Here is a 24,637-nt window from a genome sequence, read left to right on the forward strand (position 1 = left end):
ACATGGATCCGGGCCCCAAGGCGAGGAAGCACGCATGAACGAGCAGCCAGGCACCGAGAACCCCGACGGGGAAAACACAGGGGCACAGGAAGCCGGGAAGGTGTCCTTCGGCAGGATATCGGGCGGCAGCAGGAACGGGCTGCCCTTCCTCAGCACGCTGTCCTTCGAATCCGACGCCGGGGCCCCGGACGCCGGGGCCGGCAGGCAGGCCTTCGAGTCCGCAATCGCCGGCCTGAACACCGCGCTGCACGAATACGGCCGGGTGCTGGGGACCCGCGCGCCGGACTTTGCTTCCGCACCGGGGCAGGGGAATCCAGACTCCGAGGTGCTGGCCGCCTCCGACACGGTGCACAACGCGCTCGATGCCCTGGGCCAGGGCCACCGCGCCTGGACCGGCCGCTCGTTCCTGGAAGGCCCGCTGTATCGCGAGGTGCCGTTCGAACCCGGGGATCCGGATGCCTGGGCGCGGATGCTCGAAGCGGACGAGCTCGCCCGGGACCAGGAAGGGGATCGCTTCGGGCCGCGGCTCGATGAAGTGGGCGCCACGGTGCTGCTGGGCAGGTTGCTGCACGAGAGTGCGCACGAGGTGCTGCACCTGGGGACCGCGACGGTGCACAGCAACGGGGTGCTGTTGTCCTTCGACTACCTGAACCTGCGCGGCGCCCACGAGGACGCCCTCGGCTGGTACCGGCGCAGCCACGAGAACCTCGGTGCCGTCGAACTCGCCCTGGAGCTGCTGGACCCCGCCACCGGGACCGGTTACCCCGGTGAGGTGCACGGGGGCGAGGGGAACGTGGAGCGCGGGTGCTACCGGCTGACCCACCGCTTCTGGATGTCGCGCGCCCTGGACGCCGACATGCTCACCGGAACCTTCACGGTCAGCGGCGCGCCCACCGCAGAGGGGCGCACCGAACCGCTGGCAATCGGGTTCGAGCTGGACACCGCGGTGCTGCGCGAGGCCGCCACCGGCATCCGCGCCTTCGGGAACCAAACACCGGGCGGCTGAGGCGTTCCGCACAGTTGATTGCAGAACTTCACATCTCCTTTTGGCGGTGCTGGCCACTACCAACGCGCCAACAAAATGAGTACATTGAACCGTAATATCGCGTTCTAATTCAGATCATCCATTCGTCGCACGTATGGTTGATCCAATGCCTTCGCCGGGCCGCCACAGCGGCCGAGCGCGGCATCGAGCAAAACCAGGACCATTGGGGGATCCGAGTGCAAAAGAAGAGAATCGCCGCAGTGCTGGCACTGGCCATCGCCGTGACCGGAAGCAGCACCGGATTCGTGTCGCCGGCGACCAGCCAGGTCCTCGCTCCGGCCGCGACAACGACCGGGACGATGCCGACGTTGCTCGAACCGATGATGGGCTCGCCCGTGGGCATCGCCGCGAAAAAGGTGAACCTGAAGAAGGCCACCACCAACAACCTGAACCTGCGCAAGTCGCGCAGCGCCAAGGCCAAGGTCCTGCTGGTGATCCCGAAGAGCGCCGCGGTGGCCGTCACCGAGACCATCGGCACCTGGAGCAAGACCACGTACAAGGGCAAGGCCGGTTGGGTTGCCTCCAAGTACCTGAAGAACGCTCCCGCCGCGAAGAAGCCGGCACCCCAAAAGGCCGCACCCCAGGCGAAGGCCAAGCCCTCCGCCCTTAAGATCACCAAGAACAACCTCAACCTGCGCCAGGGCAAGAGCACCAAGACCAAGGCGTTGGTGACCATCCCGAAGAACACCACAATCACCGTCACCGCGACCAGCGGCACCTGGAGCCAGACGAAGTACAAGGGCAAGACCGGCTGGGTGGCCTCCAGCTACCTCAAGAACGCCCCCGCCGCCAAGAAACCGGCACCCAAGCCACAGTCCGCCACGCACAGGTACACCACCGCCTTCACCACGCTGCGCAAGGGCGCATCGAAGACCAGCGAATCGCTTGGGGCCTACCAGCGCCGTGCCAAAGTTGAATACCTCGCGGCCTCCGGGTCCTGGACCAGGGTCAAGGTCTCTGGAAAGACCGGCTACATCGAATCCGCCCACCTTTCCAAGACCAACCCCGCCATCGTGAACCGCTGGCTGAAATCCACGCAGGTCGTGTACGCGGGGACAAACAACAAGTCGGCCAGGGTCACCACGGTGAAGCAGCACGCGAAGGTCGAATGGCTGCGCACCATTGGCGACTGGACCGGCATCCGGACGGGCAACGGCAACGGCTGGGTGCCGACCTCGACGCTGTCCAAGAGCACCATCGGCCCCACCACCGCCAAGCCCCCGACACCCCGGGCCACCTACCGCTGGACCACGGCACCGGTCAACATCCGCAAGGGGTCGGACACCGGGCACAAGAGCCTGGGCCTGGTCCCGGCCAACGAGCGGGTCACCTACCTCAAAACCGCCAACGGCTGGTCGAACGTGGTCTCCTCCAAGGGCACCGGCTGGATCTCCAACCAATACCTGGACAAGGAAGGCCAGCACTCCTTCGCCGTCTACGGGACCCTGCGCAAGGGGCAATCGGCGTACTACATCCTCAAGGGCAAGACCTCGAAGGAAACCAAGACAACGATCGCCTCCCACCGCATGTACCTGCAGCCGAACAAGACCTGGCTCTCCTACGTCATCCCCAGCAAGAGCGCCTCCGACAAGGTGGTTGTCGAGCGGATGGAAATCAAGCCGGCCAGCTACCGGGCGACCGTGGTGAACATGGACAAGTGGGAGCGCTTTGACCCCAACAAGCCGCTGGCCGACCAGAACTACAACCGCGTGCTGGTCACCGACAGGGACGGCCACAGGTCCTGGGCCTACCTGGGATCGAAGAAGATCGGCAGCTACCTGACCAAAAACGGAATCCGTGTGACTTCCGGCGACTACCTGAAGAGGTTCTGAGCATGAAGAAGCAGGGCAAGATCATCACCGGCGTCGTCTCATCCGCTGCGGCAGTGGGCCTGGTGGCGTGGGGCATCGGATTCGCCGGTGCGGCCAACAGCAATGAATGGGAGCTTCCCGGCGACCTGGTGGCCGGGCCCGCGATCGCCGAGGCCAACCCGTCCACCGGCACCGAGGTGAAAACGGACAGGTTCGACAACGTGCAGAAGAAGGTCGGCGAAAAGGCCGGCCTCATCGACGAAAAGACCAACAAGAGCTACTTCACCATCGAGGTCACCAAGACGCAGCTGCTCTCCAGCTGCACCTCGCGCGTGGGAAACCAGCAGCTGGCCCCGACCCGCTCCAGGTTCCTGGTCCTGGACGTCAAGGCAACCCTGGACGCCTCGGTCTCCGAACAGGTAGGCGGCAGCACCAAGGACCTGTTCATGCCGCTGGTCGCAGAGGCGTTCTCGGTGACCACCTCCAGCGGTACGCCGGACCGCAACGTCACCTCGGAAACGGCCTGGGGCTGCTTCGACGACTCGGTGTTGTTGCCGCCAGTACTCAACCCCGGCCAAAGCGTCAAGGGCAAGGTCGTCCTGGATGTGGGCGCACCCAAGGGCAAGGTCGCCTACGACCCCGAGGACAACGGCGGCTGGTCCTGGCCCTACGGCGGGTAGCCCGGAGCAAACGCACTTACCACCGAGTCACCGAAGGAGCCCCCACGATCATGAGCGAGCAGCCAGGCAATCCCGACCCCGAGGACCCCAATGGTTCAGGTGATGCGCACGGGGAAGAACCTGAAGGCGAGGACTTCGGGTTCCTCGTCGGCTCAGACGGCTACGAGAGCTCGCTGTCCCTCGACCTCGGCGGCGTCGAGCACGATCCCGAGGTCGGCAAGCGTGCCTTCGATGCCTCCATCCCCGCCCTGAACGCGGCACTGCTGGACTACGCCCACGCATTGGAGGCGCGCCAGGGACGGATCTCCGACGCCCTGCTCCGGCCCGAGCTGGCACCCGAGCTGTTCACCGCCTCCGGCGGCGTCCACGCGGCGCTTGACGAGCTATTGGTCGCGCACCAGGTGTACACCGGTGAGGGCCTGCCCGAGGTGCCGCCACAGCGGTCACTCCCGGACGAGCCAACCGCCCCGGAGGACTGGGCGGAACTTGTTGCGGCCATCGAGGCCACCGAGGATGCCGACGACACGCACTGGCCGCGCCCCACCGAGCTCGGCGCCACCGTGATCCTGGACCACGTCATCCACCAAACACCGACCGAGTTCCTGCGGCTGGACACCGCGCAGGTCTTCGGCAACGGGGTGCTGCTGATGATCGACTGCGTCGTGGTGCGCGGCGTGCGCGAAGACGGATTGATATGGTTCCGGCGCAGCAACGAACAGCACGGGAACGTCGAGATCACCCTGGAGCTTCGCGATGCGGACACCGGCGCGCCGCAGCCCTGCGCGCCACACCGGGCCGACGGGAACGTGGGGCCGCACTCCTACACGCTGAACCACCAATTCTGGATCCATCCCGCACCGGAAGCCGAGGAGCTCGCCGGGACCGTTACGGTCCACGACGCGATCGGACCCGACGGCACTGCAGAACCCCTGGAGGTCCAATTCCGGTTGGCCACCTCCGCGCTGCGCGAGGCGGCACAACGCATCCGCACCTTCGGCAACCGGGAGCCGGGCACATGAACCCCGGTTCCCCGCTCGATCCCGTCCCCGCAACCGAGGTGCCCTTCGTGCTCGCCTTCAACCGGGTGCTGCACCGGGACCAGCGGCACCGGCTGTCCCTGCGCGAGGCCCGCGTCCACTCCACCGGCGCCGTGCTGGTCCTGGACCGCGTCTTCCACCGCCTGCCCGCCGAGGAGCAGCTGGCCTACCGCCAGGCGTTGATGGACTCCTACGCGGCAGGGGAAGGGGAACTCGTGGCGCTTGACGCGGACGGGACCGAAACGGTCCTCGGCCTGCTCGCCGGCGAATCAGCGGAAGACCGCAGCGGAAGCCACGCCCGCCTCGAGCACTGGGTGCCGGGCACCTTCGGAACGGCGCCCCTGCCGCTGTGCCTGCGCGGCACCGACCTCCCGCGCGAGGTCGAATTCGAGATCGACGGGCACCTTCTTCGTGTGGCCCAGTCCCAGGTCCATTCGACCGAAACCTCCGGGCTCGGCTTTCCCCTGACCTGAGCCAGCCGCCCGCCGGGGTCCATGCCGGCGGTTATCCACACTCCTGCCGCCACCCCGGCGCTCGCCGGCAGGCCCGGTGCATCCTTGGAACCAACCGGTCAGCAACCCCGTCAACGCGCGGGGGACCGCGGCCGGATGACCCAGGAGTGTGCCCATGAACCACAACCAGGAACTCGGTGCCAAAGGTGAGGAGCTTGCGGCCAGCTACCTGCTCAACGCCGGCTACACAGTGCTGGAGCGCAATTGGCGCTGCAACCTCGGCGAGCTGGACATCGTTGCCGAGACCGACGGGCAGGTCATCGGCGTCGAGGTCAAGACCCGCAGCTCGATGGGCTTCGGGCACCCGGCCGAGGCGGTGAACCCGGCCAAGCTGCGCAGGCTCTCGCGCCTGGTGCGGCGCTGGTGCGTGACCCATCGCCGCAATCCGTGCGCCGTGCGGGTGGACGTGGTGGCGATCCTGATGCCGCCGGGTGCGGAACCCAGCATCGAGCACCTGGTGGGGGTCGAGTCATGAGCCTGGCCCGAACCCTCGGCATCGGGCTCACGGGCCTGTCCGGGGCGCTCATCGAGGTGGAGGCGGATGTCGGCAACGGCATCCCCGGCTTCATCCTGCTGGGGCTGCCCGATGCCGCATTGAACGAATCGCGCGAGCGCATCCGCTCCGCGGCACGGAATTCCGGCATCCCGCTGCCCAACCGCCGACTGACGGTGAACCTGACCCCCGCCACGCTGCACAAGCGCGGCTCCGGATTCGATCTGGCCATCCTGTTGGCGGCACTGGCAGCGGACCGGGCCATCACCCCGGCCCCGGGCGTCGTCTATCTGGCCGAGCTGGGGCTTGACGGGTCCCTGCGCCCGATCCCCGGGGTGCTTCCCGCCGTCATGGCCGCTGTGCGCGCCGGCTGCCCGGCGGTGGTGGTCGCCGAGGAGAACAGCTCGGAGGCGCAACTTGTGGCCGGTGCCCGCGTGCGCTCCTACGCGCACCTGTCCCAGGTCCTGGCCGACTGCGGCGCCGACGCCCTCGCGCTGCGCTACAGGGCGCGGCACAATTCGCCGGCGCGCAAGAGCGCGGCGTGGTCGGTGACCGGCGCGCCGGCGCCGGACCTGTCCGAGGTCCTCGGCCAGGCCCAGGGCAAGTATGCCCTGGAGGTCGCGGCGGCCGGAGGGCACCACCTGCTGTTCACCGGGCCTCCCGGGGCCGGAAAGACCATGCTCGCCCAACGCCTGCCCGGGCTGCTGCCCGACCTCGACGATGCCCAGGCACTGGAAACCACCGCCGTGCACTCGCTGGCCGCCGGTGGGACGCCCATCACCTCGCTGCTGCGCCGCCCGCCCTTCGAGTCCCCGCACCACAGCGCCTCCATGGTGGCGCTCATTGGAGGAGGCAGCGGCATCCCGCGCCCCGGTGCCGCCTCGCGGGCCCATCGGGGCGTGCTCTTCCTGGATGAGGCGCCGGAGTTCTCCGCCACGGCCCTGGACGCGTTGCGCCAACCCCTGGAATCCGGGGTGCTGGTGCTGCACCGGGCGGCGGGCACAGCCAGCTACCCGGCACGCTTCCAGCTGCTGCTGGCGGCCAACCCGTGTCCCTGCGGGCGGAACCTGGGAAAGGGGACCGAGTGCACCTGCACCCCGATGCAGCGCCGCCGTTACCTGGCCCGGCTCTCGGGCCCGTTGCTGGACAGGATCGACATGCAGCTCTTTGTCCCGCAGCTGTCCTCCAAGGAGCTGGCCGGGCGCGGAACCGGCGAATGCTCGGCGGTGGTGGCCGCCCGGGTGGCCGAAGCCCGTGCCGCGGCTCGCGACCGGCTCAAGCGCTGGGGGATCACCACCAATGCCGAGGTGCCAGGGGCGATCCTGCGCAACGATCTGCGCCCGTTGACGGCCACCTTGGCCGGGCTGAACCGGGCCACCGAGTCACTGCGGCTGAGCGCCCGCGGATATGACCGGGTGCTGCGCATTGCCTGGTCCATCGCGGACCTGAACGAGCATGCCTGCCCTACCGCGGACGACTTGGATGTGGCGATCCAGCTGCGCCAGCACGGCAAGGGGGACGTGGGCTGAACCTGGCGGCGATGGCACCGCTACCCGGGGATGTCGATGACCTCGCCGTTGCGCGGCAGCGCCGAGTTGAACGTCAGGGGCACCGCGTGGGCGGCGTCGACGTCGCGGATGTCGATGGCTTGGATGTGGACGTGGGGTTCGGTGCTGTTGCCGGAGTTTCCGCAGCGACCGATCATCTGGCCGGTGGTTACGCGCTGGCCCGGCCGGACCGCGATGCTTCCTCGTTGGAGGTGGCAGAGGGCCACCACGCCGCCGTGGCTCTCGATCAAGAGATGGTTTCCGGCCAGCGCCTTCCAGCCGGCCCGGGCGCGGCGCTGCTGGGTCAGCGCGTAGCCGATCGAGGGCGGACCGCGATATGCGGCGTGGTCGGGCTCGGAGTCGTGGACGGCTACGACGATTCCGTCGATGGGTGCCAGCAGCGGGCGCCCGAAGCCGGGAAAGTTCTCGGGCGGTTCGGGACGCATGAGGGCGGCGAAGGTGATCGGTGCGGTGCCTCCGGCCTCGTTGACCGGTACGAAGTCGATGGCGTAGGAGGTGGCGAACAGTGTCGTGCCGTGGCTGGGCACGCGGTTGGCGGGGCTGTTTTGGGTGAGCCAGCGCCCGGTGAACGGGTATTCCAGGTCCATGGAGGCTGCCATGGGGTTCCTCTCGGCAGGCGGTGCCCAGTCCATGAACGGGTGGCGCCCGTGGCTGGCTCGTGCCCACAGTCTGCCACCGCTTTCACCTTCGCACCCACCGTAGGCTCTCCTTCCGGTCGAACGCCCGCTGGCCGGGGCCCCAGCTGTTCAAGACCGTTCCATTGTCAATGGTGCTCCAGCCGGTAGACGTCCAGGCCCTCGGGCGTCGCCCCGTCGGCGTGGAAGCCGTGGCGCGCAAGGATGCGAACAGAAGCCCGGTTCCCGGGGTCGACCCGCGCGGAAAGCTGAATCGGACCGTAGGCATCCCAAACGGCGGGGATCGCCAGGGCCACCATGCGCCCGGCCAATCCCTTGCCCCAATGCTCGGGCGCCAACCAGTAGCCGATTTCGACGGCCCCTTCGTGGCGGGAGGAGACCACCAGGCCGGCTGGCTCGTCGCCGAGGGAAGCGATGAACCAGCGCTTGGCCTCCGGGTGCTGCGGCGGAACATCGCCCAAGGCGGAATCGACCCGTGCGGCGATGAGCCCGCTGTCCCAGGTTCTTCCGTCGCCCACGAAACGCGTGACACGTTCATCGGTGGCGAGGCGCGAGAAGAACTCCGTGTCCGTGCGGGTGAAACGGCGCAGGACGAGATCTGGTTCCGGGTGCGGCGTGGATGGCATGGGACCAGTATTTCAGGTGGCTTCCCTGGACCCCGACAAGGGCACGTCGCCTCCCTGCTTTGCAGCGCGCTCGCCGACGGGCCCGGGCCTAGTTGGCGATCGCACGCCTGGCCGGGGAAAGCGCCCTGGCCGCCAGGGCCAGCAGCCCGTCGAGCACCAGCGCCAGGCCGGTGACCAGCACCGCGCCGACCAGCACCTGGCCGTAGTCGTAGAGCGCAAGCCCGTCGAAGATGTAGCGGCCCAGCCCGCCCAGGTTCACGTAGGCCGCGATCGTGGCGGTCGCGACGACCTGCAGGATCGCCCCGCGGAACCCGCCCAGGATCAGCGGCAGCGCCAGCGGCAACTCGACCTGCAAGATAATGCGCGAGTCCTTCATGCCGATGGCCCGGGCGGCATCCACCACCTCGGGATCGACGTTGGCGACCCCGGCATAGACCCCGGCCAGGATCGGCGGGATCGCGATCAGCACCAGCGCGGCCAGCGGCGGCAGCAGCCCGATGCCCATCAAGAGCACCAGCAGCGTCATGATGCCCAGCGAGGGCAGCGCGCGCAGCACATTGGAGGCCGAAACCAGGAACACCTTGCCGGTACCGGTGTGCCCGATGAACACCCCGACCGGGAACGCGAGAACCGCGGCGGCCGCAACGGCCAGGAACGAGTACCAGAGGTGCTCGCCAAGCCGGGCCGGGATCCCGGTCTCCCCGGCCCAGTTGGCGCCCTGGGCGAAGTAGGTCAGCATTTCGTTGATCATTTGGCCTCCCGCCCGGGTGCGGCCAGTTCTTGCGGTGCCGGCGCGGCGGGTGCCGGGCTGGTGCGGCGGCGCTTGCCTTCCCCGGAAGCCGCCGAAGCGCCCTGGTGAAGCCAGGGGGTCAGCAGCCGGGCGGTGACCGCGATGACCCGGTCAAAGACCAGGGCCAGGAGCAGGATCACGATGATTCCGGCCAGGATCTGGTCCGGGTAGTTGCGCTGGTAGCCCGAGACGAACAGCTGGCCCAGCCCGCCCACGCCGATCACCGCGCCCACCGACACCAGCGACACGTTGGTCACCGCGGCGACCCGGGTGCCGGCGGCCAGCGGGGCCACGGCAAGCGGCAGGTCCACGAAGATCCGGCGCCTCGCGTGGGAGTAGCCCAGGGCCTCGGCGGCATTGAGCACCTCCGGGGCCACTGCGTCCAGCGCGTCGAACACGGTGCGCACCAGCAGCGAGGTCGAGTAGAGGGCCAGCGCGATGACCACGTTGAGCGGATCCAGGATCTGGGTGCCGATGATCGAGGGGATCACCACGAACAGTGCCAGCGAGGGGATGGTGAAGATCGCGCTGGCCACCGCGGTGATGATCGCCCTGGCCCGCGGCCGGTTCCCGAAGGCCAGCCCGAGCCCCAGGGCCACCACGACCCCGACGAGGGTGGGGACCAGGCTCAGGTACAGGTGCTCAACGGTCAGCCCCATCGCCTGCGGGAGGTTGTCCAGCAGCCAGTTCATGCCCGGGCCTGTTCATTGGGGCGCAGCAGCGGCCCCAGATCCGCCAGGGTGAAGTAGGAACCGATGTTCCCGGTTCCATCCACCAATAGGGCCGCGGAAGTCGGGGAGGCCAGCACCGCGTCCAGCCCGGTGCGCAGGGAGGCATCCGCCGGCACCAGCGGGTGCGGGCCGAACACGGCCCCGTCCGCGTCGATCCAGGCGGCGGTGCCGGAATCGCGGTTGACCCGCACGCCCCATCCCGGGGCCAGCGCGGACATGTCGATGAGTCCCTCGGGGCCCGGAACCGGCAGGGCGGTGGTGCCCAGGCCGGTGAGCGTCTCGAAGGACAGGGCGCGGAACCCGCGGTCCTTGGCGACCAGCGAGGCGACGAAGTCGGTGGCAGGCCGGGCGAGGATGTCGATCGGGGAGGCGTATTGGTGCAGCACCCCGCCCGGAGCCAGCACCGCGATGCGGTCCCCGAGGATCAAGGCCTCGTCGATGTCGTGGGTGACCATCACGATGGTCTTCTTGATTTCGGCCTGCAGGTGGGCGACCTCCTGCTGCAGTTCCAGGCGCACGATCGGGTCCACCGCGGAAAAGGGTTCGTCCATGAGCAGGATCGGCGGGTCGGCGGCCAGGGCGCGGGCGACCCCGACGCGTTGCTTCTGCCCGCCGGAGAGCTGCGCCGGGTACCGGGTGGCCAGCGAGGCATCCAACCCGACCCGTTCCATGGCCTCGTGGGCCTTGGCGCGGGCCTGGGCCTTGGACAGGCCCAGCAGGCGTTGGACGGTGGCGATGTTGTCCAGCACCGTGCGGTGCGGGAAAAGCCCGGCGTTTTGCAGCACGTAGCCGATCCCCAGACGCAGGGTGACGGCACGGATGTCCGCCACGTCCTGCCCGTCGATGAGGATCCGGCCGCTGGTCGGTGCGACCATGCGGTTGATCATCCGCATCGAGGTGGTCTTGCCGCAGCCGCTGGGGCCCACCAGCACCGTGAAGGAGCCGGTGGCGATCTGCAGGTCCAGGTCGGTGACCGCCTGGGTGCCGCCCGGGTAGAGCTTGGACACTGATTCGAAGGTGATCATTGCGGTTTCTTGGGGTCCTTGTCGTGGCGGTGCGGCGCGGAAATCCGGTCGTGGATGGGTGTGGCCCACCGGCGGGCAAGTCCACCCATCAAAGAATCGAACATGCGTTCTAATTCGGTTGTTTTTGGGTTGAATCCCGCGCTATTTTCCCAGCAAACCCTGCTCGGTGAGCCAGGTGATGGCCGCCTGCTTCGGCTCGACCTTCGCATCCCCGGAGACCTGCCCGTTGAGCTTGATCAGTTCCTCGGTGCTCAGCTTCGCGGAGATCGCATCGATCGCCGCAACGGCCTTGTCATCGAGCTTGCCCTCCGCGGCGACCGGGACGACCTGCTGGGCCGGGAAGTTGTTCTTCGGGTCCTCGAGGACCACCAGGTCGTTGGCCGGGATCGCGGTGGACGTGGTGAAGATGTTCGCCGCGGTGACCTTCCCGTCAAGCAGCGCCTTCACGGTTGCCGGGCCGCCGCCATCGGAAATCGGCTCGAACTTCACCGGCGCGAACCCGTAGTTCTTCTCCAGGCCCGGCAACCCCACGGCCCGTTCCTTGAACTCGGGGGGGCCGGCCATGATGACCTCGTCGTTGTGCGGCACCAGGTCCTCAATGGTCTTCAGGTTCCACTTCTCGGCCGTGGCCCGGGTGACAACGACCGCGTCCTTGTCCTCGGCCGAAGCCGCGGTGAGCATCGTCAGCTTCTTGGAGGCCAGCGCCGCGGGAAGGGCTGAAAGGATCGAGGACGGCGAGGACACATCGGCGTTCTTGTCCAGGAAGAGCAAAAGATTCCCGGTGTAGTCCGGGATCAAATCTATCGAACCATCGGACAGCGCCGGGATGTAGGCCTCGCGGGTCCCGATGTTGAACTTCGTTTCCACGGTGAAGCCCGCATCCTTCAGCGCCTCGGCATAGAGGTTGCCGATGATCTCGGATTCGGTGAAGTTCGCCGAGGACACCGTCAAGGTGCCGCCGCTTGCCGAATCGCTGGGGGAAGGCGCGGCGGTGGGATTGGAGCACCCGGACAGGATCAGCGAACCGGCCACGACGGACAGGGCTGCAATCAGGGGAAGCTTCTGTTTTCTCATGTGTGGTGCCTAGTTTCGTTTCAGTTGTTTCGACCGGCGATCGCCCCCGGAAGCACGTGGCCGTCGGTAGGGGCGTTGATCCCATCGTTACCCATTTGCACTCCCACAAGCAACATTTGTGCCGCACCGGCAGTACCCACGCACCGGTGGGGGCGATCACCGGCCCGCGATACGCACTTGCCCACACAACCTGCCAATGCCACGTGCCTGCGGTCCATCCACACACCGCCTTCCCCGCCCGGACCCAGAGCGCCCGGGCAACGCACCATGAGGGGAACACCAAGAGCCTCCCGGCCAAGCCCCAGCCCTTCGCCGAACCCAAACGGCATGGGCAAGGCGCAATGCCCGGGAGGACGCCAACACACCAGCGGGAAGCAACAACGACATGGACAACACCAACCCGGAGGTCCTGGCGCGAGCCGGCCTCACCCACATCATCGAACCCAACGACCAAACCGGAGCCGCCCTCGTGCAGGTCACCGGAGCCATCGACGCCTACCGGCTCATCCGCGAACACACCGGACCAGCCCCGGCCCGCGAACAGCAACAAGTCGCAGAACTTCTCGACGCCCACGGAGCCTCCCGCTCCGCCCTGCGCCTGGACGCAGGACTCGAACGCTGGCGCCCACGCGCAGCGCTCGCCGACCCCGAATCCGACCTCAAGCTCATGACCCGCCTCGGGGGAGGACTCATCGCCCCGCAAGACCCCAACTGGCCCACCGGATTTGAAGCCCTCGGCCTCGCCGCACCGCTGGCCCTGTGGTACCGCGGAGACGGGGACCTGGCCATCCTGCGAGACACCTCCCGCCTGGTCGCCATCGTCGGCTCACGCGACGCCACCGAGTACGGACGCACCATCACCGCAGAACTCGTCCACGGGCTGCGCGCCCACGGCATCTGCATCGTCTCGGGAGGCGCCTACGGCATAGACGCCCAAGCCCACCAGGCGGCGCTCGCCGAAGACCCGCCGACCAACCAGTCCCCGGGCCAGCGCACCACGCCCCCGACCATTGCCGTCATGGCGGGGGGACTGAACCGCTTCTACCCCGTGGGGAACGAAGACCTGCTCAAGGCCGTCCACCGCCAGGGCCTGCTCATCGCCGAGGTGGCACCCGGGGCAACACCCAGCCGCTGGAGGTTTTTGCAACGCAACAGGATGATCGCCGCCCTATGTGCCACAACCATCGTCTCCGAAGCCCGCTGGCGCTCCGGAGCACTGAGCACCGCACACCACGCAGCCGAAATGGGCCGCGAGGTCGGAGCCGTCCCCGGCTCCGTATTCTCCGCCAACTCCGCAGGCTGCCACCGCCTCATCCGCGAGGGCGCCGCGACCCTTGTCACCGACGCCGCAGAAGCCATCGAACTACTCAACCTTCCCGTGCAGGCACCCATCCCCGCGGAAGCAGTCCCCGGAACCCGGGACTCCGGCACCACGGAAGCGGAGGACCGCAGGGACTACGACGGACTGCCCATCCAGGACCTGCTCCTGCTCGACGCCCTGCCCGTCCGCATCCCGCGCACCGCCGACCAGCTGGCCATCGTCGCCGGACTGGGCATGGGCTCCATCCTCGGGGGACTCTCCCGACTCGCAGCCCGCTCACTGGCCGAACGCACCGGCAACGGCTGGATACGCCGCTTCCCCAACGGACGCGAACCCCAACGCGGAGCCCCCACACCCAGATGAACAACACCACGCACCAACCAAACGGCGTGGCACCATTGCCCCAAGCCCCCGCACGGGAGACAGTAGAGACGTGCCAGAGCCAATCGAACAAAAAACCGAAGCCCCACCCATCCCGGCCGAACTCCAAGAAGCCCACGACGGCTTCCTGCGGCACATGGCCCTGGAACGCGAACGCAGCGAACACACCCTGCGCGCCTACGGCGGCGACATCACCAACCTCTACGCCTACGCCACCAAGCGCGGCGCCACCAACATGGCAGGCCTCGACCTCACCCTCCTGCGCGGCTGGCTCATGACCCTCCAGGAAGCCGGCCTTTCCCGCGCCACCCTCGCCCGCCGCTCCGCCACCATCCGCAGCTTCCTCGCCTGGGCAGTACGCGAAAACCTCATCACCACCAACCCGGCCATCCGCCTCCAATCACCCAAACGCGAACAACGCCTCCCGCACATCCTGCAAAACAACCAAATCGAACGAATCTTCCAACCCACGCCCCAACCACCCCGCACCCCGGACGACAAGACCCCGGAACCCACCGCCGAACAGCTCGCGCTCGCCGACCGCAACAAACTCATCCTGGAACTGCTCTACGCCACCGCCATCCGCGTGGGGGAACTGGTGTCGCTGGACATCGGCGACCTCGACCTGGATCGGCGGACGCTGCGGGTCATCGGCAAGGGCAACAAGGAACGCACCGTCCCCTTCGGCCAGCCGGCACTGAATGCGCTCGATGACTGGCTGCGTCGCGGCCGACCGGTCTTGCGCACCGATGGCTCGGCACGCGCACTGCTGCTTGGCCGTCGCGGGAAGCGGCTCGATGCCCGCCAAGCCCGCCAGGTGGTCTCCGACGCCCTGGCGGCGCTGGGCGACACCGCCGCGCGCGGACCCCACGCCCTGCGCCACAGCGCGGCTACCCACCTGCTGGACCGGGGAGCGGATTTGCGTGCCGTGCAGGAGATCCTGGGGCATTCCTCGCTGGCCACCACGCAGCTGTACACCCAGGTGTCGGTCGAGCGGCTCAAGGAGAGCTACCAAAAGGCCCATCCGCGCGCATAAACCGAAGTCATGGTCGAAAGTCGCTGGCCGAACGACGTATAATCATGCACAATACTAAAGAGGACTTACTGGACTTCGAATCAGGGTTGTTGACGTTGGGGAAGACGTTCCAACAGCACATCGGAGGAAAGCATGTCTGACGCACTGACAAGGGGCGTACTTTTCGTACACTCAGCCCCCTCAGCGCTGTGCCCGCATATCGAATGGGCGATCGGTTCCGTTGTCGACCAGCGGACCGACCTGCACTGGACGGAGCAGAGCGCGGCCCCCGGCATGTCCCGGGCGGAAGTCAACTGGACCGGCAAGCCCGGGACCGGTGCTCTTTTGGCGTCCGCTCTTCGCGGCTGGGCGCACCTTCGCTACGAGGTCACCGAGGAAGCAAGCCCCGGTGTCGACTCGAGCCGCTGGTCCCACACCCCGGAACTGGGCATCTTCCATGCCACCACGGACGCCGCCGGCAACATCATGGTTTCCGAGGAACGCATCCGCTGGGCCTACGAAAAGGGTGCCGGGGATCCGGCCATCGTGTACCAAGAGCTCTCCATCGCCCTGGGCGAGGCCTGGGACGAGGAACTCGAGCCCTTCCGCTATGCAGCCGAGGGCGCACCCGTCCGCTGGCTGCACCAGGTCATCTAGCCGGAACAGCCCACTGGCGCAAAGCGCGCCAAACAGCCACCGCTTTCCCTCCGGCCCTTGCCGACATCAGCACTGCGGCCGGGGCACGGATCGCGTGGTCACCAATGCAACCAGTTGGAACATCGTTCGGGGATAAGGCATCCGGCGACTTTACGATTGGATGCACCACGCCTGGCACATGGACAATCCTGCTCCCGGACTGACACGGGACCGATCCACGAAGTGCCGCAGAAGCTCAGCGCGGAGCCGCAATTCAGGCAGTATTCCGCTTCGGAAGCGCTTGTCGATCCCAGGCTTCCCTGATTTACGTCGTCAACGAAAATGCCCGGGACTCGAATCGAGTCCCGGGCATTTTCTGGTCGGCGGGTGCTGCCCCGCCAGGGTGCTAGACGCTGCGGATGGCAACCACGGCGTTGTGCCCGCCGAAGCCGAACGAGTTGTTCAGCGCAACGATGGAGCCCTCGGGCAGTTCACGCGGGGTGCCGACAACGACATCCAACGGGATCTCCGGATCCTGGTTTTCCAGGTTGATGGTCACCGGGGCCTTGCGGTGGTAGACGGCCAGCACGGCGAGCACCGATTCGACGGCACCGGAGGCGCCGAGCAGGTGGCCCATCTGCGACTTGGTGGCCGAGACGCAGACCTTGTCCAGGTGCGAGCCCAGGGCCGCACGCAGGGCCGTGTACTCGGGCTTGTCGCCAACCGGGGTCGAGGTCGCGTGCGCGTTGACGTGCACCACGTCCTCGGGCTGGATGCGACCGTCAAACATCGCGGCCTTCAGGGCGCGGGTGGCACCCAGGCCCTCCGGGTCCGGAGCGGTGATGTGGTAGGCGTCGGCGGTGACCGAGGTGCCGGCCAGTTCGGCGTAGATCGTGGCGCCGCGGGCAATGGCGTGCTCCTCGGCCTCGAGGACCAGGGCGCCTGCGCCTTCGCCCATGACGAAGCCGTCACGGTCGATGTCGTAAGGGCGCGATGCATGCTCCGGATCGTCGTTGCGCTTGGACAGCGCCTGCATGGCTGCAAAGGAGGCCATCGGCATCGGGTGGATGGCTGCTTCCGCGCCACCGCAAACCACGACGTCGGCCTTGCCCGAACGGATCAGCTCGAGACCGATGTGCATGGCCTCGGTGCCCGAGGCGCAAGCCGAAACGGGGGTGTGGGCGCCGGCGCGGGCGCCGAGGTCCAGCGAGACGGCCGCGGCCGGGCCGTTGGGCATCAGCATCGGAACGGTCATGGGCAGCACGCGGCGCGGGCCCTTTTCCTTCAGCGTGTCCCAGGCGTCGAGAAGCGTCCAGACGCCGCCGATGCCGGTGGCAAAGGCCACGGCCAGACGGTCGTGGTCGACCGTTTCGATGCCGGAGTCCTTCCAGGCCTCGCGCGCTGCAACCACGGCGAACTGGGTGGAGGGGTCCATGCGCTTCATCTCGATGCGCGAGAGGACCTCGGAGGCCGGGGTGGATGCCTTGGCGGCAAATTTCACCGGCAGGTTGTAGGTTTCAACCCATTCATCGGGAAGTGTGTGGGCGCCGGAAACACCCTTGAGGGCGTTGGCCCACAGGGTCGGGACGTCGCCGCCGATGGGCGTGGTGGCACCAAGGCCGGTGATAACAACTTTGCGAGCCATGTTGAAACTCTCTACTGGTTGGGGGCGAAACGGCTAGCGATGCTAGCGCGCGATCCAAGCATCGGGCCGCGGCACCAGGGGTGCGGGATCCGGATTGAATCGAAAATCTGGGGATCGGTTACGAAACCGGTAAAGCGGATTGGCTGGCATGTGCCGGCAAACCGGTGAACATGAGGGCCGGGGCGATGCCTCCCCTTGAAGCCCGTTCGCGTTACGGGTCGCGCTTCAAGGGGTGGCATCAATGCCTTGCCTAGGCCTGTGCGCCGGCGATGAAGTTCACTGCATCGGCAACGGTCTTGAGGTTCTTGACCTCTTCGTCCGGGATCTTCACGTCGAACTTCTCTTCGGCGTTGACGACGATGGTCATCATCGAGATGGAGTCGATGTCCAGGTCCTCGGTGAAGGACTTGTCCATTTCGACCGCTTCGGTCTCCAGACCGGTCTCTTCGTTGACGATCTCGGCCAAGCCGGCCAGAATCTCTTCGTTGCTAGCCATGATGGCTCCTTTTCTGTGTTTGCCGGTAACAAGCCCGACGACTATGCAGACCACAGGTGTGCGGTCCGAATGATGGGTTGTGTCCCTGGGGGTTAACCCTAGGGCAGGACAACGACCTGTGCGCCAAAGACAAGCCCGGCGCCAAATCCAATTTGCAGGGCCAGGCCGCCGGAGAGCTCGGGGCTCTCCTTGAGCATCCGGTCCATGGCCATCGGGATGGAGGCGGCGGAGGTGTTTCCGGCGGTGGCGATGTCGCGGGCGACAACGACCGACTCGGGAAGCTTCAGCTGCTTGACCATCTCGTCGATGATGCGCATGTTGGCCTGGTGCGGGATGAACGCAGCCAGGTCGTCGGCGGTGAGGCCGGCGTCGGCCAGGGCCTTCTTGGCCATCTTCGCCATTTCCCACACGGCCCAGCGGAAGACCGTCTGGCCGTCCTGGCGAAGAGTCGGCCACAGCTGGGCCTCGGTGCCGGCCACCAGTGCGGTGCCCTCGGGGGAGGACTCGGCCTGCAGGACCGCGTCGCGCAGATCCAGCTGCGAGTGGGTCATGCCGATGGCGGCCCACTTCGAGCCGTCAGAGCCCCAGACCGACGGGGAGATGCCCGGGATGTCCGAGGGGCCGATGACGACGGCGCCGGCGCCGTCGCCGAGCAGGAAGGAGATGGTGCGCTCGTGGTTGTCGATGACGTCCGAGAGCTTCTCCGCACCAACGACCAGCACGTACTCGGCCATGCCGGAGCGAACCAGGGCATCCGCCTGGGCCACGCCGTAGCAGTAGCCGGCGCAGGCGGCCGAGATGTCGAAGGCCGGGGCCGGGGTGGCGCCGATGCGGTCGGCAAGGGCTGCCGCCGCGGACGGGGTGGCGTACGGGAAGGTCACAGTGGAAACGATGACGGCACCGATCTGGTTCGCCTCGATGCCTGCAGAAGCCAGGGCTTCGCGGGCCGCGCCTTCGGCCATGTCCAGCAGCGAGGTGTCCTCGCCGGCGCGGGCGCGGGTCACGATGCCGGTGCGCTGCTGGATCCACTCGTCGGAGGAGTCGATCCACTGGCAGACGTCGTCGTTGGTGACGATGACATCGGGGCGGAAGGAGCCCACACCGTGGATGCGGCTGAATTCGCGCGCGGTGGTCTGGTTCATCACTGCAGTCATGGTTCGGTGACTTCCTATGCTTGGGTGTGTTCGAGTACGAAGGCACGGGCTGCCTCGAGGTCCTCGGGGGACTTCAGGGCGAGCGTCGGGATCCCCTTGAGGCCGCGGCGGGCCAGGCCCACCAGCGTTCCGGCCGGGGGAAGTTCAATGATTCCTGTGACGCCGAGGGCGGCGAGCTCTTCCATGCACTTGTCCCAGCGCACCGGGCGGGAGACCTGGGCGACGAGCGAGGCAAGGTTGGCCTGTCCGTCGGACACCGCGGCGCCGTCGTAGTTGGACAGCAGCGTGGTGCTCGGGTCCTTGGCCTCCAGCGTCGCGGAGAGTTCCTCCAGCACCGCCACTGCCGGAGCCATGTGGTGGGTGTGGAACGCGCCGGCGACCTTCAGCGGGATCACCCGGGCCTTGGCCGGCGGATTGGCGGCGAAGCCCTCGATCTGCTCCAGCGTGCCTGCTGCAACGATCTGGCCTCCGCCGTTGGCGTTGGCCGGGGTCAGCCCGGCGGCGATGATTGACGCGTTGACTTCCTCGGCGTCCCCGCCGAGGACCGCGGCCATGCCGGTCGGTGTTGCCGCGGCGGCCAGGGCCATGGCATTGGCGCGTTCACGCACGAAGACCATGGCGTCCTGCTCGGACAGGGCGCCGGCCAGTGCGGTTGCGGTGATCTCACCGACGGAGTGGCCGGCCAGCACGGTGTTGGCCGGCATTGCCTCGCCGAACAGGGCGCGCGCGGCAATGAGGCCGGCGGCCACGATCAATGGCTGGGCCACTGCCGTGTCCTTGATGGTCTCCTCGTCCGAGACCGTCCCATGGGCGGTCAGGTCGCGTTCCGTGATGGCGGAGAGTTCGGCGAGATGTTCGATAACACCCGGGACCTCAAGCCATGGGGAAAGGAATCCGGGGGTCTGGGAGCCCTGTCCAGGGCACACGATTGCTAGCACTACTCCAGCTTTCCAAAGAAGTCGGTCACGACGGCTGTTTTGACACACCGACTTGTCGGCATGCTTTTGTATGAATCCTACAAGGTGGCGGGGCCCTTGCGCGGCACCGGTTGCCGCGTTTCGGGCAAGTTTGCAGAAGTTTCGGTGTCCAGCCGGCCGACCACCAGCGCGGTTTGCAGCACGAAGGCCTCGCGCGGCACCAGCGGATCCCAGCCGGTGACATCGCAGACCCGCTTGAGCCGGTAGCGCACGGTGTTGGCGTGGACGAACAGCTCGCGGGCCGTCCCTTCCAGCGAATGACCCAGCGAGAGGTAGCTGGAAAGCGTCTCGATCAGCCCGTTTCCGGCCTTGATCAGCGGGTTGTAGATCCCCGAGACCAGCGCCTCGCGCGCCTCGGTGTCGTTGTTCATGACCCGCTCGGGCCACAGGTCATCGGCGTCCACCGGGCGCGGGGCCAGCGGCCAGGCCTTGGCCGCGGCGATGGCTGCAAAGGCTGCCTTGGCACTGGCGGAGGCCTCCTTGAGCGTGGGGGCCAGCGGGCTGTAGACCACCGGGCCCTCGCCGAAGAACGAGGCCAGGCGGTCCATTCCGGCGCGGTCCGCCTCCACCCCGCCGAGCATCAAGATGGCTCGTTCGCCATGGACCCCGACCAGGGAATCGCGGGCGTAGCGGGCTGCGGCGCGGCGGAGCTCACTGACGAATCCGACCTGCGAGGAGGCCGGGGTGGCACCGATCATCACCAGGATGTTCTCGTGCGACTTCCAGCCCACTGCGGCAATCCTCGAGCGCAGGGAATCCTGCGACTCGCCGCGCATCACCGCATCGACCACGAGGGCCTCAAGCCTCGAGTCCCAGGCCCCGCGGGTCTCCGCGGCCCGGGCGTACACGTCGGCCGCGGCGAAGGCGACCTCCCGCGAATAGCGCAGGACCGCCTCGCGCAGCTGGGTGTGCTCGGATTCCGGGGCGATGTCCGGGACCTGGGATTCGACGACCTCCACGATGGTGCGGATCAACTGGAGGGCCTTTTGCAGGCTGATGGACCGGGTCAGTTCCGTGGGGGCCGCGCCGAAGACGTCGTTGAGCACCCATTGGGGTGAGGTGGTGGGCCGCTCGTACCAGGAGACGAAGGAGGCGATGCCCTTCTGGGCCACCAGGCCCAGGGCCGCCCGCTCCTCGGGGCGCAGGCCGCGGTACCAGGGAAGGGACTGGTCAAGGTGCTTCAGGGCCACGGTGGACAGCACGCCCAGGTGCTGCTTGAGCCGTTTGAGGGTTTCCGGGCTGGCCTTGGCTTGCCGGAAGGGCCGGATCCGTTGGGCAGGATTCGGCGTTTGCTCATCACTCATAGAACGAGCATACGCACCATCGGCCCGCCGAACTATTTTGTAGGCTTCTCACAACCCAGCCGCAATGCGGCGCGGTTGCGTGGCCGGGAGCCGGAGCCGGGAATGCCGGCAAAAAAGCGGTGGCGCGGCCCCCCGTCAAAGGGGAGCCGCGCCACCGCCGGTGCTCACTTGCCCGGAAGGACTAGGAGTCGCCGCCCGCGTTGCCGCTGGTGCCAGCGGTCACGTCGTCGAGCTTGTACTTGGCAAAGGCGGCGGCCGGCACCGAGGCGTCGACCTCCCCGCGCTTTGCCAGCATCTGCAGCGTGCGGACAACCACCGAGTGCGCGTCGATCTTGAAGAAGCGACGTGCAGCGGCGCGGGTGTCGGAGAAACCGAACCCGTCGGCGCCCAGGGTGGCGAATTCGTTGGGCACGAACTGGCGGATCTGGTCAGGCACTGCCTTCATGTAGTCCGAGACCGCCACGACCGGGCCGGTGGCACCGGCCAGCTGCTGGGCAACGAACGGGATGCGCGGCTCGGCGCCCGGGTCAAGGAACGACTGCTCCTCGCACTCCAGGCCGTCGCGGCGCAGCTCGTTCCAGGAGGTGACGGACCAGACATCGGCCGACACGCCCCAGTCCTCGGCGAGCATGCGCTGGGCATCGATGGTCCACGGGACGGCCACGCCGGAGGCGAGCAGCTGGGCGCGCGGTCCGTCGATGGTCGCCGGGGAGACCTGGTAGATGCCGCCGAGGATGCCGGCGACGTCGAGGTTCTCCGGCTCCTTGGGCTGCTGGTAGGGCTCGTTGTAGATCGTGATGTAGTACATCACGTTCGGGTCCTCGTGCTTGCCGCCGTACATGCGCTCGAGGCCGGCCTTGACGATGTGGCCGATCTCGTAGCCGTACGCCGGGTCGTAGGTGACCACGGCCGGGTTGGTTGCGGCAAGGATCGGGGAGTGCCCGTCCGCGTGCTGCAGGCCCTCGCCGGTCAGCGTGGTGCGACCCGCGGTGGCGCCCATGATGAACCCGCGGGCCATCTGGTCGCCGGCTGCCCAGAAGGCATCGCCGGTGCGCTGGAAGCCGAACATCGAGTAGAACACGTAGATCGGGATCAACGGCTCGTCGTGGGTGGCGTAGGCGGTGCCCGCTGCGGTGAATGCCGCGACGGCGCCGGCCTCGTTGATGCCCGGGTGGATCAGCTGCCCGGCAGGGGATTCCTTGTAGGCAAGAACCAGTTCGCGGTCAACCGAGAGATAGTTCTGTCCGGCCGGGTTGTAGATCTTGGCGGTCGGGAAGAAGGCGTCCATGCCGAAGGTGCGCGACTCGTCGGGCACGATCGGGACCACGCGCTTGCCGAATTCCTTGTCGCGCATCAGGTCCTTGAGCAGGCGCACGAAGGCCATGGTGGTGGCCGCCTGTTGCTTGCCCGAACCGCGCGAGGCGGTGTCGTAGGCCTTGTCCTCGGGGAGGTGGATCTCCTTGGACTTGGTGCGACGCGAGGGCACGGGGCCGCCGAGCTCGTTGCGGCGTTCCATCATGTACTTGTACTCGGCAGAATCCTGGCCCGGGCGGTAGTACGGCGGCAGGTACGGGTCGGCTTCGAGCTGCTCGTCGGTGATCGGGATGCGCAGGTGGTCGCGGAAGGCCTTGAGGTCTGCCAGCGTCATCTTCTTCATCTGGTGCGTCGCGTTGCGCGCCTCGAAGTGCGGGCCCAGGCCGTAGCCCTTGACCGTCTTGGTCAGGATGACCGTCGGCTTGCCCTTGAACTCGGTGGCCGCCTTGTAGGCCGCGTAGACCTTGTGGTAATCGTGGCCGCCGCGCTTCAGGTTCCAGATCTGCTCGTCGGTGAGGTCCGAGACCATTTCCTTGGTCTGCGGGGACTTTCCGAAGAAGTGCTCGCGGACGAAGGCGCCGTTTTCGGCCTTGTAGGTCTGGTAGTCGCCATCCGGGGTCTGGTTCATGATGTCGACCAGCGAGTTGTCCTCGTCCTTGTCCAGCAGGGCATCCCACTCGCGGCCCCAGACGACCTTGATGACGTTCCAGCCCGCACCGCGGAAGAACGCCTCAAGTTCCTGCATGATCTTCCCGTTGCCGCGAACCGGGCCGTCGAGGCGCTGCAGGTTGCAGTTGACCACGAAGGTGAGGTTGTCGAGCTTCTCGTTGGCTGCAAGCTGGAGCAGGCCGCGCGATTCGGGCTCGTCCATCTCGCCGTCGCCCAGGAAGGCCCAGACGTGCTGGTCGGAGGTGTCCTTGATGCCGCGGTTCTGCAGGTAGCGGTTCGACTGCGCCTGGTAGATGGCGTTCATCGGGCCGATGCCCATGGACACGGTGGGGAATTCCCAGAAGTCCGGCAGGGAGTGCGGGTGCGGGTAGGACGGCAGGGCGTGGCCCTTGCGGGACTTCTCCTGGCGGAAGCCGTCCATGTCCTCTTCGCTCAGGCGTCCTTCGAGGAACGCGCGTGCGTACATGCCGGGGGAGGCGTGGCCCTGGAAGAAGACCTGGTCGCCTCCGCCCGGGTGGCTCTTGCCGCGGAAGAAGTGGTTGAAACCCACTTCGTAAAGGGTTGCTGCACCGGCGTAGGTGGAAATGTGTCCGCCCACTCCGACGCCCGGGCGCTGCCCGCGGTGCACCATGACAGCGGCGTTCCAGCGCATGAAAGCTCGGTAGCGTCGTTCAATCTGCTCGTCACCCGGGAACTCTGGTTCCTGGTCCACCGGAATCGTATTCACGTAGTCCGTGGTGGTAACCATGGGGACGCCCACACTCTTGGCGCCTGCGCGCTGTAGCAGTGAACGAACAATGTACTGGGCACGCTCGGTGCCCTGCGTTTCGACCAGATCATCGAAGGACTCAATCCATTCGGCGGTCTCCTCCGGATCCCGATCGGGCAACTGGCTGGTCAAGCCGCTACGGATGTGAGAAATATGTTCCTCTACAGCCACGTCCATCTTCTCCTCGTTATGGGGGTACAGCGGGGACTGTGCGTTGAGCGCTAGTAAGCATCTCCAACCCACAGTGGCGTTGCTAGCGCCAAAGGTTTGGCCCGTTCCCCAAGGGTGGTTGGTCGCGGACCGCCGATTACACTCTAGTGCGCATGTAGACCCAAAACGTATCCGGGCTAAACACATGCGACGTTTTGAAGTTACACGGCGAATGTGCCGAGAGCCGAATGCGGGTCGAAGTCATCACTATTTCGGCGTGTTGAACGCTTTGCGCTTGATGGGAAGGCCAAAAGGGTGTTTGGTTGTTACCAGACGCTTTACAGCAGCAGGAGGAGTGACGTGAGCGACGCCGCACCGGCAAAGCACGAAGCCGCACAGAAAATGGGCTTCAAAGACGGGGACCTGATTCAGGAACTCGGGTACGACGACGATGTGGACTTTGATCTGCGCGATTCCCTTGAGGACGCAGTGGGTTCCGAACTACTGACAGAGGAAGATCACGAGGTAGTCGACGGAATCATCTACTGGTGGCGTGAGAACGACGGGGACTTGATCGATGCCCTGGTCGATTCGCTGATCAGCCTGGATGAAAAGGGAGTCGTATGGCTCTTGACCCCGAAGTCGGGTCGAGACGGATACGTTTCGCCTGCCTCGATCCAGGCCGATGCACCCACCGCGGGTCTCCATGTGACCAACACCGAGGGTGTTTCCGAGGATTGGTCGGCCACTCGACTTGTTGCGCGCCGCAAGAACTAGCG

The 24,637-nt window shown here is 67.0% G+C and carries 23 protein-coding genes; 11 read left to right on the plus strand and 12 right to left on the minus strand.

Annotated features, from left to right (window positions below):
• The first annotated feature begins 34 nt into the window (after window positions 1-34).
• The 7 genes from JOF46_RS12540 to JOF46_RS12570 all read left to right on the plus strand — a co-directional run bounded on the left by JOF46_RS12540 (window position 35) and on the right by JOF46_RS12570 (window position 7,107).
• Window positions 35-1,006, plus strand: coding sequence for a hypothetical protein (locus JOF46_RS12540; protein WP_209907598.1), 972 nt, complete (start codon window positions 35-37; stop codon window positions 1,004-1,006).
• 215 nt (window positions 1,007-1,221) lie between these two features.
• A complete protein-coding gene (locus tag JOF46_RS12545; RefSeq protein ID WP_209907599.1) occupies window positions 1,222-2,877 on the plus strand; it encodes an SH3 domain-containing protein in 1,656 nt (551 codons plus the stop codon).
• Window positions 2,878-2,879: 2 nt separating this feature from the next.
• A complete protein-coding gene (locus tag JOF46_RS12550; RefSeq protein ID WP_209907600.1) occupies window positions 2,880-3,536 on the plus strand; it encodes a hypothetical protein in 657 nt (218 codons plus the stop codon).
• A 50-nt stretch (window positions 3,537-3,586) separates the two neighbouring features.
• Window positions 3,587-4,555, plus strand: a complete 969-nt coding sequence (locus JOF46_RS12555) for a hypothetical protein (RefSeq protein WP_209907601.1) — start codon at window positions 3,587-3,589, stop codon at window positions 4,553-4,555.
• Window positions 4,552-5,046 (plus strand): hypothetical protein, encoded by a 495-nt coding sequence (locus JOF46_RS12560; protein ID WP_209907602.1) that lies wholly within the window; start codon window positions 4,552-4,554, stop codon window positions 5,044-5,046. Before JOF46_RS12555 ends, JOF46_RS12560 begins: the two co-directional genes overlap by 4 nt.
• Window positions 5,047-5,200: 154 nt before the next feature.
• A complete protein-coding gene (locus tag JOF46_RS12565) occupies window positions 5,201-5,560 on the plus strand; it encodes a YraN family protein (protein WP_209907603.1) in 360 nt (119 codons plus the stop codon).
• On the plus strand, window positions 5,557-7,107 hold the full coding sequence (locus JOF46_RS12570) for a YifB family Mg chelatase-like AAA ATPase (RefSeq protein WP_209907604.1): 1,551 nt from the start codon (window positions 5,557-5,559) through the stop codon (window positions 7,105-7,107). Before JOF46_RS12565 ends, JOF46_RS12570 begins: the two co-directional genes overlap by 4 nt.
• Before the next feature lie 20 nt (window positions 7,108-7,127).
• Here JOF46_RS12570 and JOF46_RS12575 read toward each other — a convergent pair whose 3' ends face one another.
• The 6 genes from JOF46_RS12575 to JOF46_RS12600 form a co-directional block, all read right to left on the minus strand.
• On the minus strand, window positions 7,128-7,745 hold the full coding sequence (locus tag JOF46_RS12575) for a M23 family metallopeptidase (protein ID WP_209907605.1): 618 nt from the start codon (window positions 7,743-7,745) through the stop codon (window positions 7,128-7,130).
• 164 nt (window positions 7,746-7,909) lie between these two features.
• Window positions 7,910-8,407 (minus strand): GNAT family N-acetyltransferase, encoded by a 498-nt coding sequence (locus JOF46_RS12580; RefSeq protein ID WP_209907607.1) that lies wholly within the window; start codon window positions 8,405-8,407, stop codon window positions 7,910-7,912.
• 88 nt (window positions 8,408-8,495) lie between these two features.
• Window positions 8,496-9,158: an ABC transporter permease gene (locus tag JOF46_RS12585; RefSeq protein ID WP_209907609.1), complete on the minus strand. Its 663-nt coding sequence runs from the start codon at window positions 9,156-9,158 to the stop codon at window positions 8,496-8,498.
• A complete protein-coding gene (locus JOF46_RS12590; RefSeq protein ID WP_245348114.1) occupies window positions 9,155-9,889 on the minus strand; it encodes an ABC transporter permease in 735 nt (244 codons plus the stop codon). The genes JOF46_RS12585 and JOF46_RS12590 overlap by 4 nt, the downstream gene beginning before the upstream one ends.
• Window positions 9,886-10,953, minus strand: coding sequence for an ABC transporter ATP-binding protein (locus JOF46_RS12595; protein WP_209907610.1), 1,068 nt, complete (start codon window positions 10,951-10,953; stop codon window positions 9,886-9,888). Before JOF46_RS12595 ends, JOF46_RS12590 begins: the two co-directional genes overlap by 4 nt.
• Before the next feature lie 141 nt (window positions 10,954-11,094).
• The gene (locus JOF46_RS12600; RefSeq protein WP_209907611.1) at window positions 11,095-12,027 is read right to left on the minus strand and encodes an ABC transporter substrate-binding protein; all 933 of its coding nucleotides are present in this window, start codon (window positions 12,025-12,027) and stop codon (window positions 11,095-11,097) included.
• 385 nt (window positions 12,028-12,412) lie between these two features.
• Here JOF46_RS12600 and JOF46_RS12605 point away from each other — a divergent pair, with 385 nt between their 5' ends.
• The 3 genes from JOF46_RS12605 (at window position 12,413) to JOF46_RS12615 (ending at window position 15,401) form a co-directional block, all read left to right on the plus strand.
• On the plus strand, window positions 12,413-13,711 hold the full coding sequence (locus JOF46_RS12605; protein ID WP_209907612.1) for a DNA-processing protein DprA: 1,299 nt from the start codon (window positions 12,413-12,415) through the stop codon (window positions 13,709-13,711).
• Window positions 13,712-13,781: 70 nt separating this feature from the next.
• Complete coding sequence (locus JOF46_RS12610; RefSeq protein ID WP_209907613.1) at window positions 13,782-14,765, plus strand: tyrosine recombinase XerC; 984 nt, start codon at window positions 13,782-13,784, stop codon at window positions 14,763-14,765.
• 132 nt (window positions 14,766-14,897) lie between these two features.
• Window positions 14,898-15,401, plus strand: a complete 504-nt coding sequence (locus JOF46_RS12615; RefSeq protein ID WP_071215384.1) for a DUF3145 domain-containing protein — start codon at window positions 14,898-14,900, stop codon at window positions 15,399-15,401.
• Between the two features lie 385 nt (window positions 15,402-15,786).
• On the opposite strand, the gene JOF46_RS12620 is transcribed toward JOF46_RS12615, so the two are convergent.
• The 6 genes from JOF46_RS12620 to aceE all read right to left on the minus strand — a co-directional run bounded on the left by JOF46_RS12620 (window position 15,787) and on the right by aceE (window position 23,885).
• Window positions 15,787-17,025 carry a beta-ketoacyl-[acyl-carrier-protein] synthase family protein gene (locus tag JOF46_RS12620; protein WP_209907615.1) on the minus strand — a complete coding sequence of 413 codons (1,239 nt, stop codon included), beginning with the start codon at window positions 17,023-17,025 and terminating at the stop codon, window positions 15,787-15,789.
• 250 nt (window positions 17,026-17,275) lie between these two features.
• The gene (locus JOF46_RS12625) at window positions 17,276-17,521 is read right to left on the minus strand and encodes an acyl carrier protein (RefSeq protein WP_007271483.1); all 246 of its coding nucleotides are present in this window, start codon (window positions 17,519-17,521) and stop codon (window positions 17,276-17,278) included.
• A 98-nt stretch (window positions 17,522-17,619) separates the two neighbouring features.
• The gene (locus tag JOF46_RS12630) at window positions 17,620-18,675 is read right to left on the minus strand and encodes a beta-ketoacyl-ACP synthase III (protein WP_209907616.1); all 1,056 of its coding nucleotides are present in this window, start codon (window positions 18,673-18,675) and stop codon (window positions 17,620-17,622) included.
• A 14-nt stretch (window positions 18,676-18,689) separates the two neighbouring features.
• A complete protein-coding gene (locus JOF46_RS12635) occupies window positions 18,690-19,613 on the minus strand; it encodes an ACP S-malonyltransferase (protein ID WP_209907618.1) in 924 nt (307 codons plus the stop codon).
• A gap of 77 nt (window positions 19,614-19,690) precedes the next feature.
• Window positions 19,691-20,956: a PucR family transcriptional regulator gene (locus JOF46_RS12640; RefSeq protein WP_209907620.1), complete on the minus strand. Its 1,266-nt coding sequence runs from the start codon at window positions 20,954-20,956 to the stop codon at window positions 19,691-19,693.
• Between the two features lie 181 nt (window positions 20,957-21,137).
• Window positions 21,138-23,885, minus strand: coding sequence for a pyruvate dehydrogenase (acetyl-transferring), homodimeric type (gene aceE, locus JOF46_RS12645; RefSeq protein ID WP_209907622.1), 2,748 nt, complete (start codon window positions 23,883-23,885; stop codon window positions 21,138-21,140).
• 375 nt (window positions 23,886-24,260) lie between these two features.
• Here aceE and JOF46_RS12650 point away from each other — a divergent pair, with 375 nt between their 5' ends.
• Window positions 24,261-24,635 carry a DUF3052 domain-containing protein gene (locus JOF46_RS12650; RefSeq protein WP_209911879.1) on the plus strand — a complete coding sequence of 125 codons (375 nt, stop codon included), beginning with the start codon at window positions 24,261-24,263 and terminating at the stop codon, window positions 24,633-24,635.
• Window positions 24,636-24,637: the final 2 nt, after the last annotated feature.

Source organism: Paeniglutamicibacter psychrophenolicus (assembly GCF_017876575.1).
Lineage (GTDB): Bacteria > Actinomycetota > Actinomycetes > Actinomycetales > Micrococcaceae > Paeniglutamicibacter > Paeniglutamicibacter psychrophenolicus.

What these genes read in the sequence shown, in the direction of transcription:
- JOF46_RS12540 (WP_209907598.1), top strand. Translation starts at nt 35, where the DNA reads ATGAACGAGCAGCCAGGCACCGAGAACCCCGACGGGGAAAACACAGGG.
- JOF46_RS12550 (WP_209907600.1), top strand. Translation starts at nt 2,880, where the DNA reads ATGAAGAAGCAGGGCAAGATCATCACCGGCGTCGTCTCATCCGCTGCG.
- JOF46_RS12555 (WP_209907601.1), top strand. Translation starts at nt 3,587, where the DNA reads ATGAGCGAGCAGCCAGGCAATCCCGACCCCGAGGACCCCAATGGTTCA.
- JOF46_RS12560 (WP_209907602.1), top strand. Translation starts at nt 4,552, where the DNA reads ATGAACCCCGGTTCCCCGCTCGATCCCGTCCCCGCAACCGAGGTGCCC.
- JOF46_RS12565 (WP_209907603.1), top strand. Translation starts at nt 5,201, where the DNA reads ATGAACCACAACCAGGAACTCGGTGCCAAAGGTGAGGAGCTTGCGGCC.
- JOF46_RS12570 (WP_209907604.1), top strand. Translation starts at nt 5,557, where the DNA reads ATGAGCCTGGCCCGAACCCTCGGCATCGGGCTCACGGGCCTGTCCGGG.
- JOF46_RS12575 (WP_209907605.1), bottom strand. Translation starts at nt 7,745, where the DNA reads ATGGCAGCCTCCATGGACCTGGAATACCCGTTCACCGGGCGCTGGCTC.
- JOF46_RS12580 (WP_209907607.1), bottom strand. Translation starts at nt 8,407, where the DNA reads ATGCCATCCACGCCGCACCCGGAACCAGATCTCGTCCTGCGCCGTTTC.
- JOF46_RS12585 (WP_209907609.1), bottom strand. Translation starts at nt 9,158, where the DNA reads ATGATCAACGAAATGCTGACCTACTTCGCCCAGGGCGCCAACTGGGCC.
- JOF46_RS12590 (WP_245348114.1), bottom strand. Translation starts at nt 9,889, where the DNA reads ATGAACTGGCTGCTGGACAACCTCCCGCAGGCGATGGGGCTGACCGTT.
- JOF46_RS12595 (WP_209907610.1), bottom strand. Translation starts at nt 10,953, where the DNA reads ATGATCACCTTCGAATCAGTGTCCAAGCTCTACCCGGGCGGCACCCAG.
- JOF46_RS12600 (WP_209907611.1), bottom strand. Translation starts at nt 12,027, where the DNA reads ATGAGAAAACAGAAGCTTCCCCTGATTGCAGCCCTGTCCGTCGTGGCC.
- JOF46_RS12605 (WP_209907612.1), top strand. Translation starts at nt 12,413, where the DNA reads ATGGACAACACCAACCCGGAGGTCCTGGCGCGAGCCGGCCTCACCCAC.
- JOF46_RS12615 (WP_071215384.1), top strand. Translation starts at nt 14,898, where the DNA reads ATGTCTGACGCACTGACAAGGGGCGTACTTTTCGTACACTCAGCCCCC.
- JOF46_RS12620 (WP_209907615.1), bottom strand. Translation starts at nt 17,025, where the DNA reads ATGGCTCGCAAAGTTGTTATCACCGGCCTTGGTGCCACCACGCCCATC.
- JOF46_RS12625 (WP_007271483.1), bottom strand. Translation starts at nt 17,521, where the DNA reads ATGGCTAGCAACGAAGAGATTCTGGCCGGCTTGGCCGAGATCGTCAAC.
- JOF46_RS12630 (WP_209907616.1), bottom strand. Translation starts at nt 18,675, where the DNA reads ATGACTGCAGTGATGAACCAGACCACCGCGCGCGAATTCAGCCGCATC.
- JOF46_RS12640 (WP_209907620.1), bottom strand. Translation starts at nt 20,956, where the DNA reads ATGAGTGATGAGCAAACGCCGAATCCTGCCCAACGGATCCGGCCCTTC.
- aceE (WP_209907622.1), bottom strand. Translation starts at nt 23,885, where the DNA reads ATGGACGTGGCTGTAGAGGAACATATTTCTCACATCCGTAGCGGCTTG.
- JOF46_RS12650 (WP_209911879.1), top strand. Translation starts at nt 24,261, where the DNA reads ATGGGCTTCAAAGACGGGGACCTGATTCAGGAACTCGGGTACGACGAC.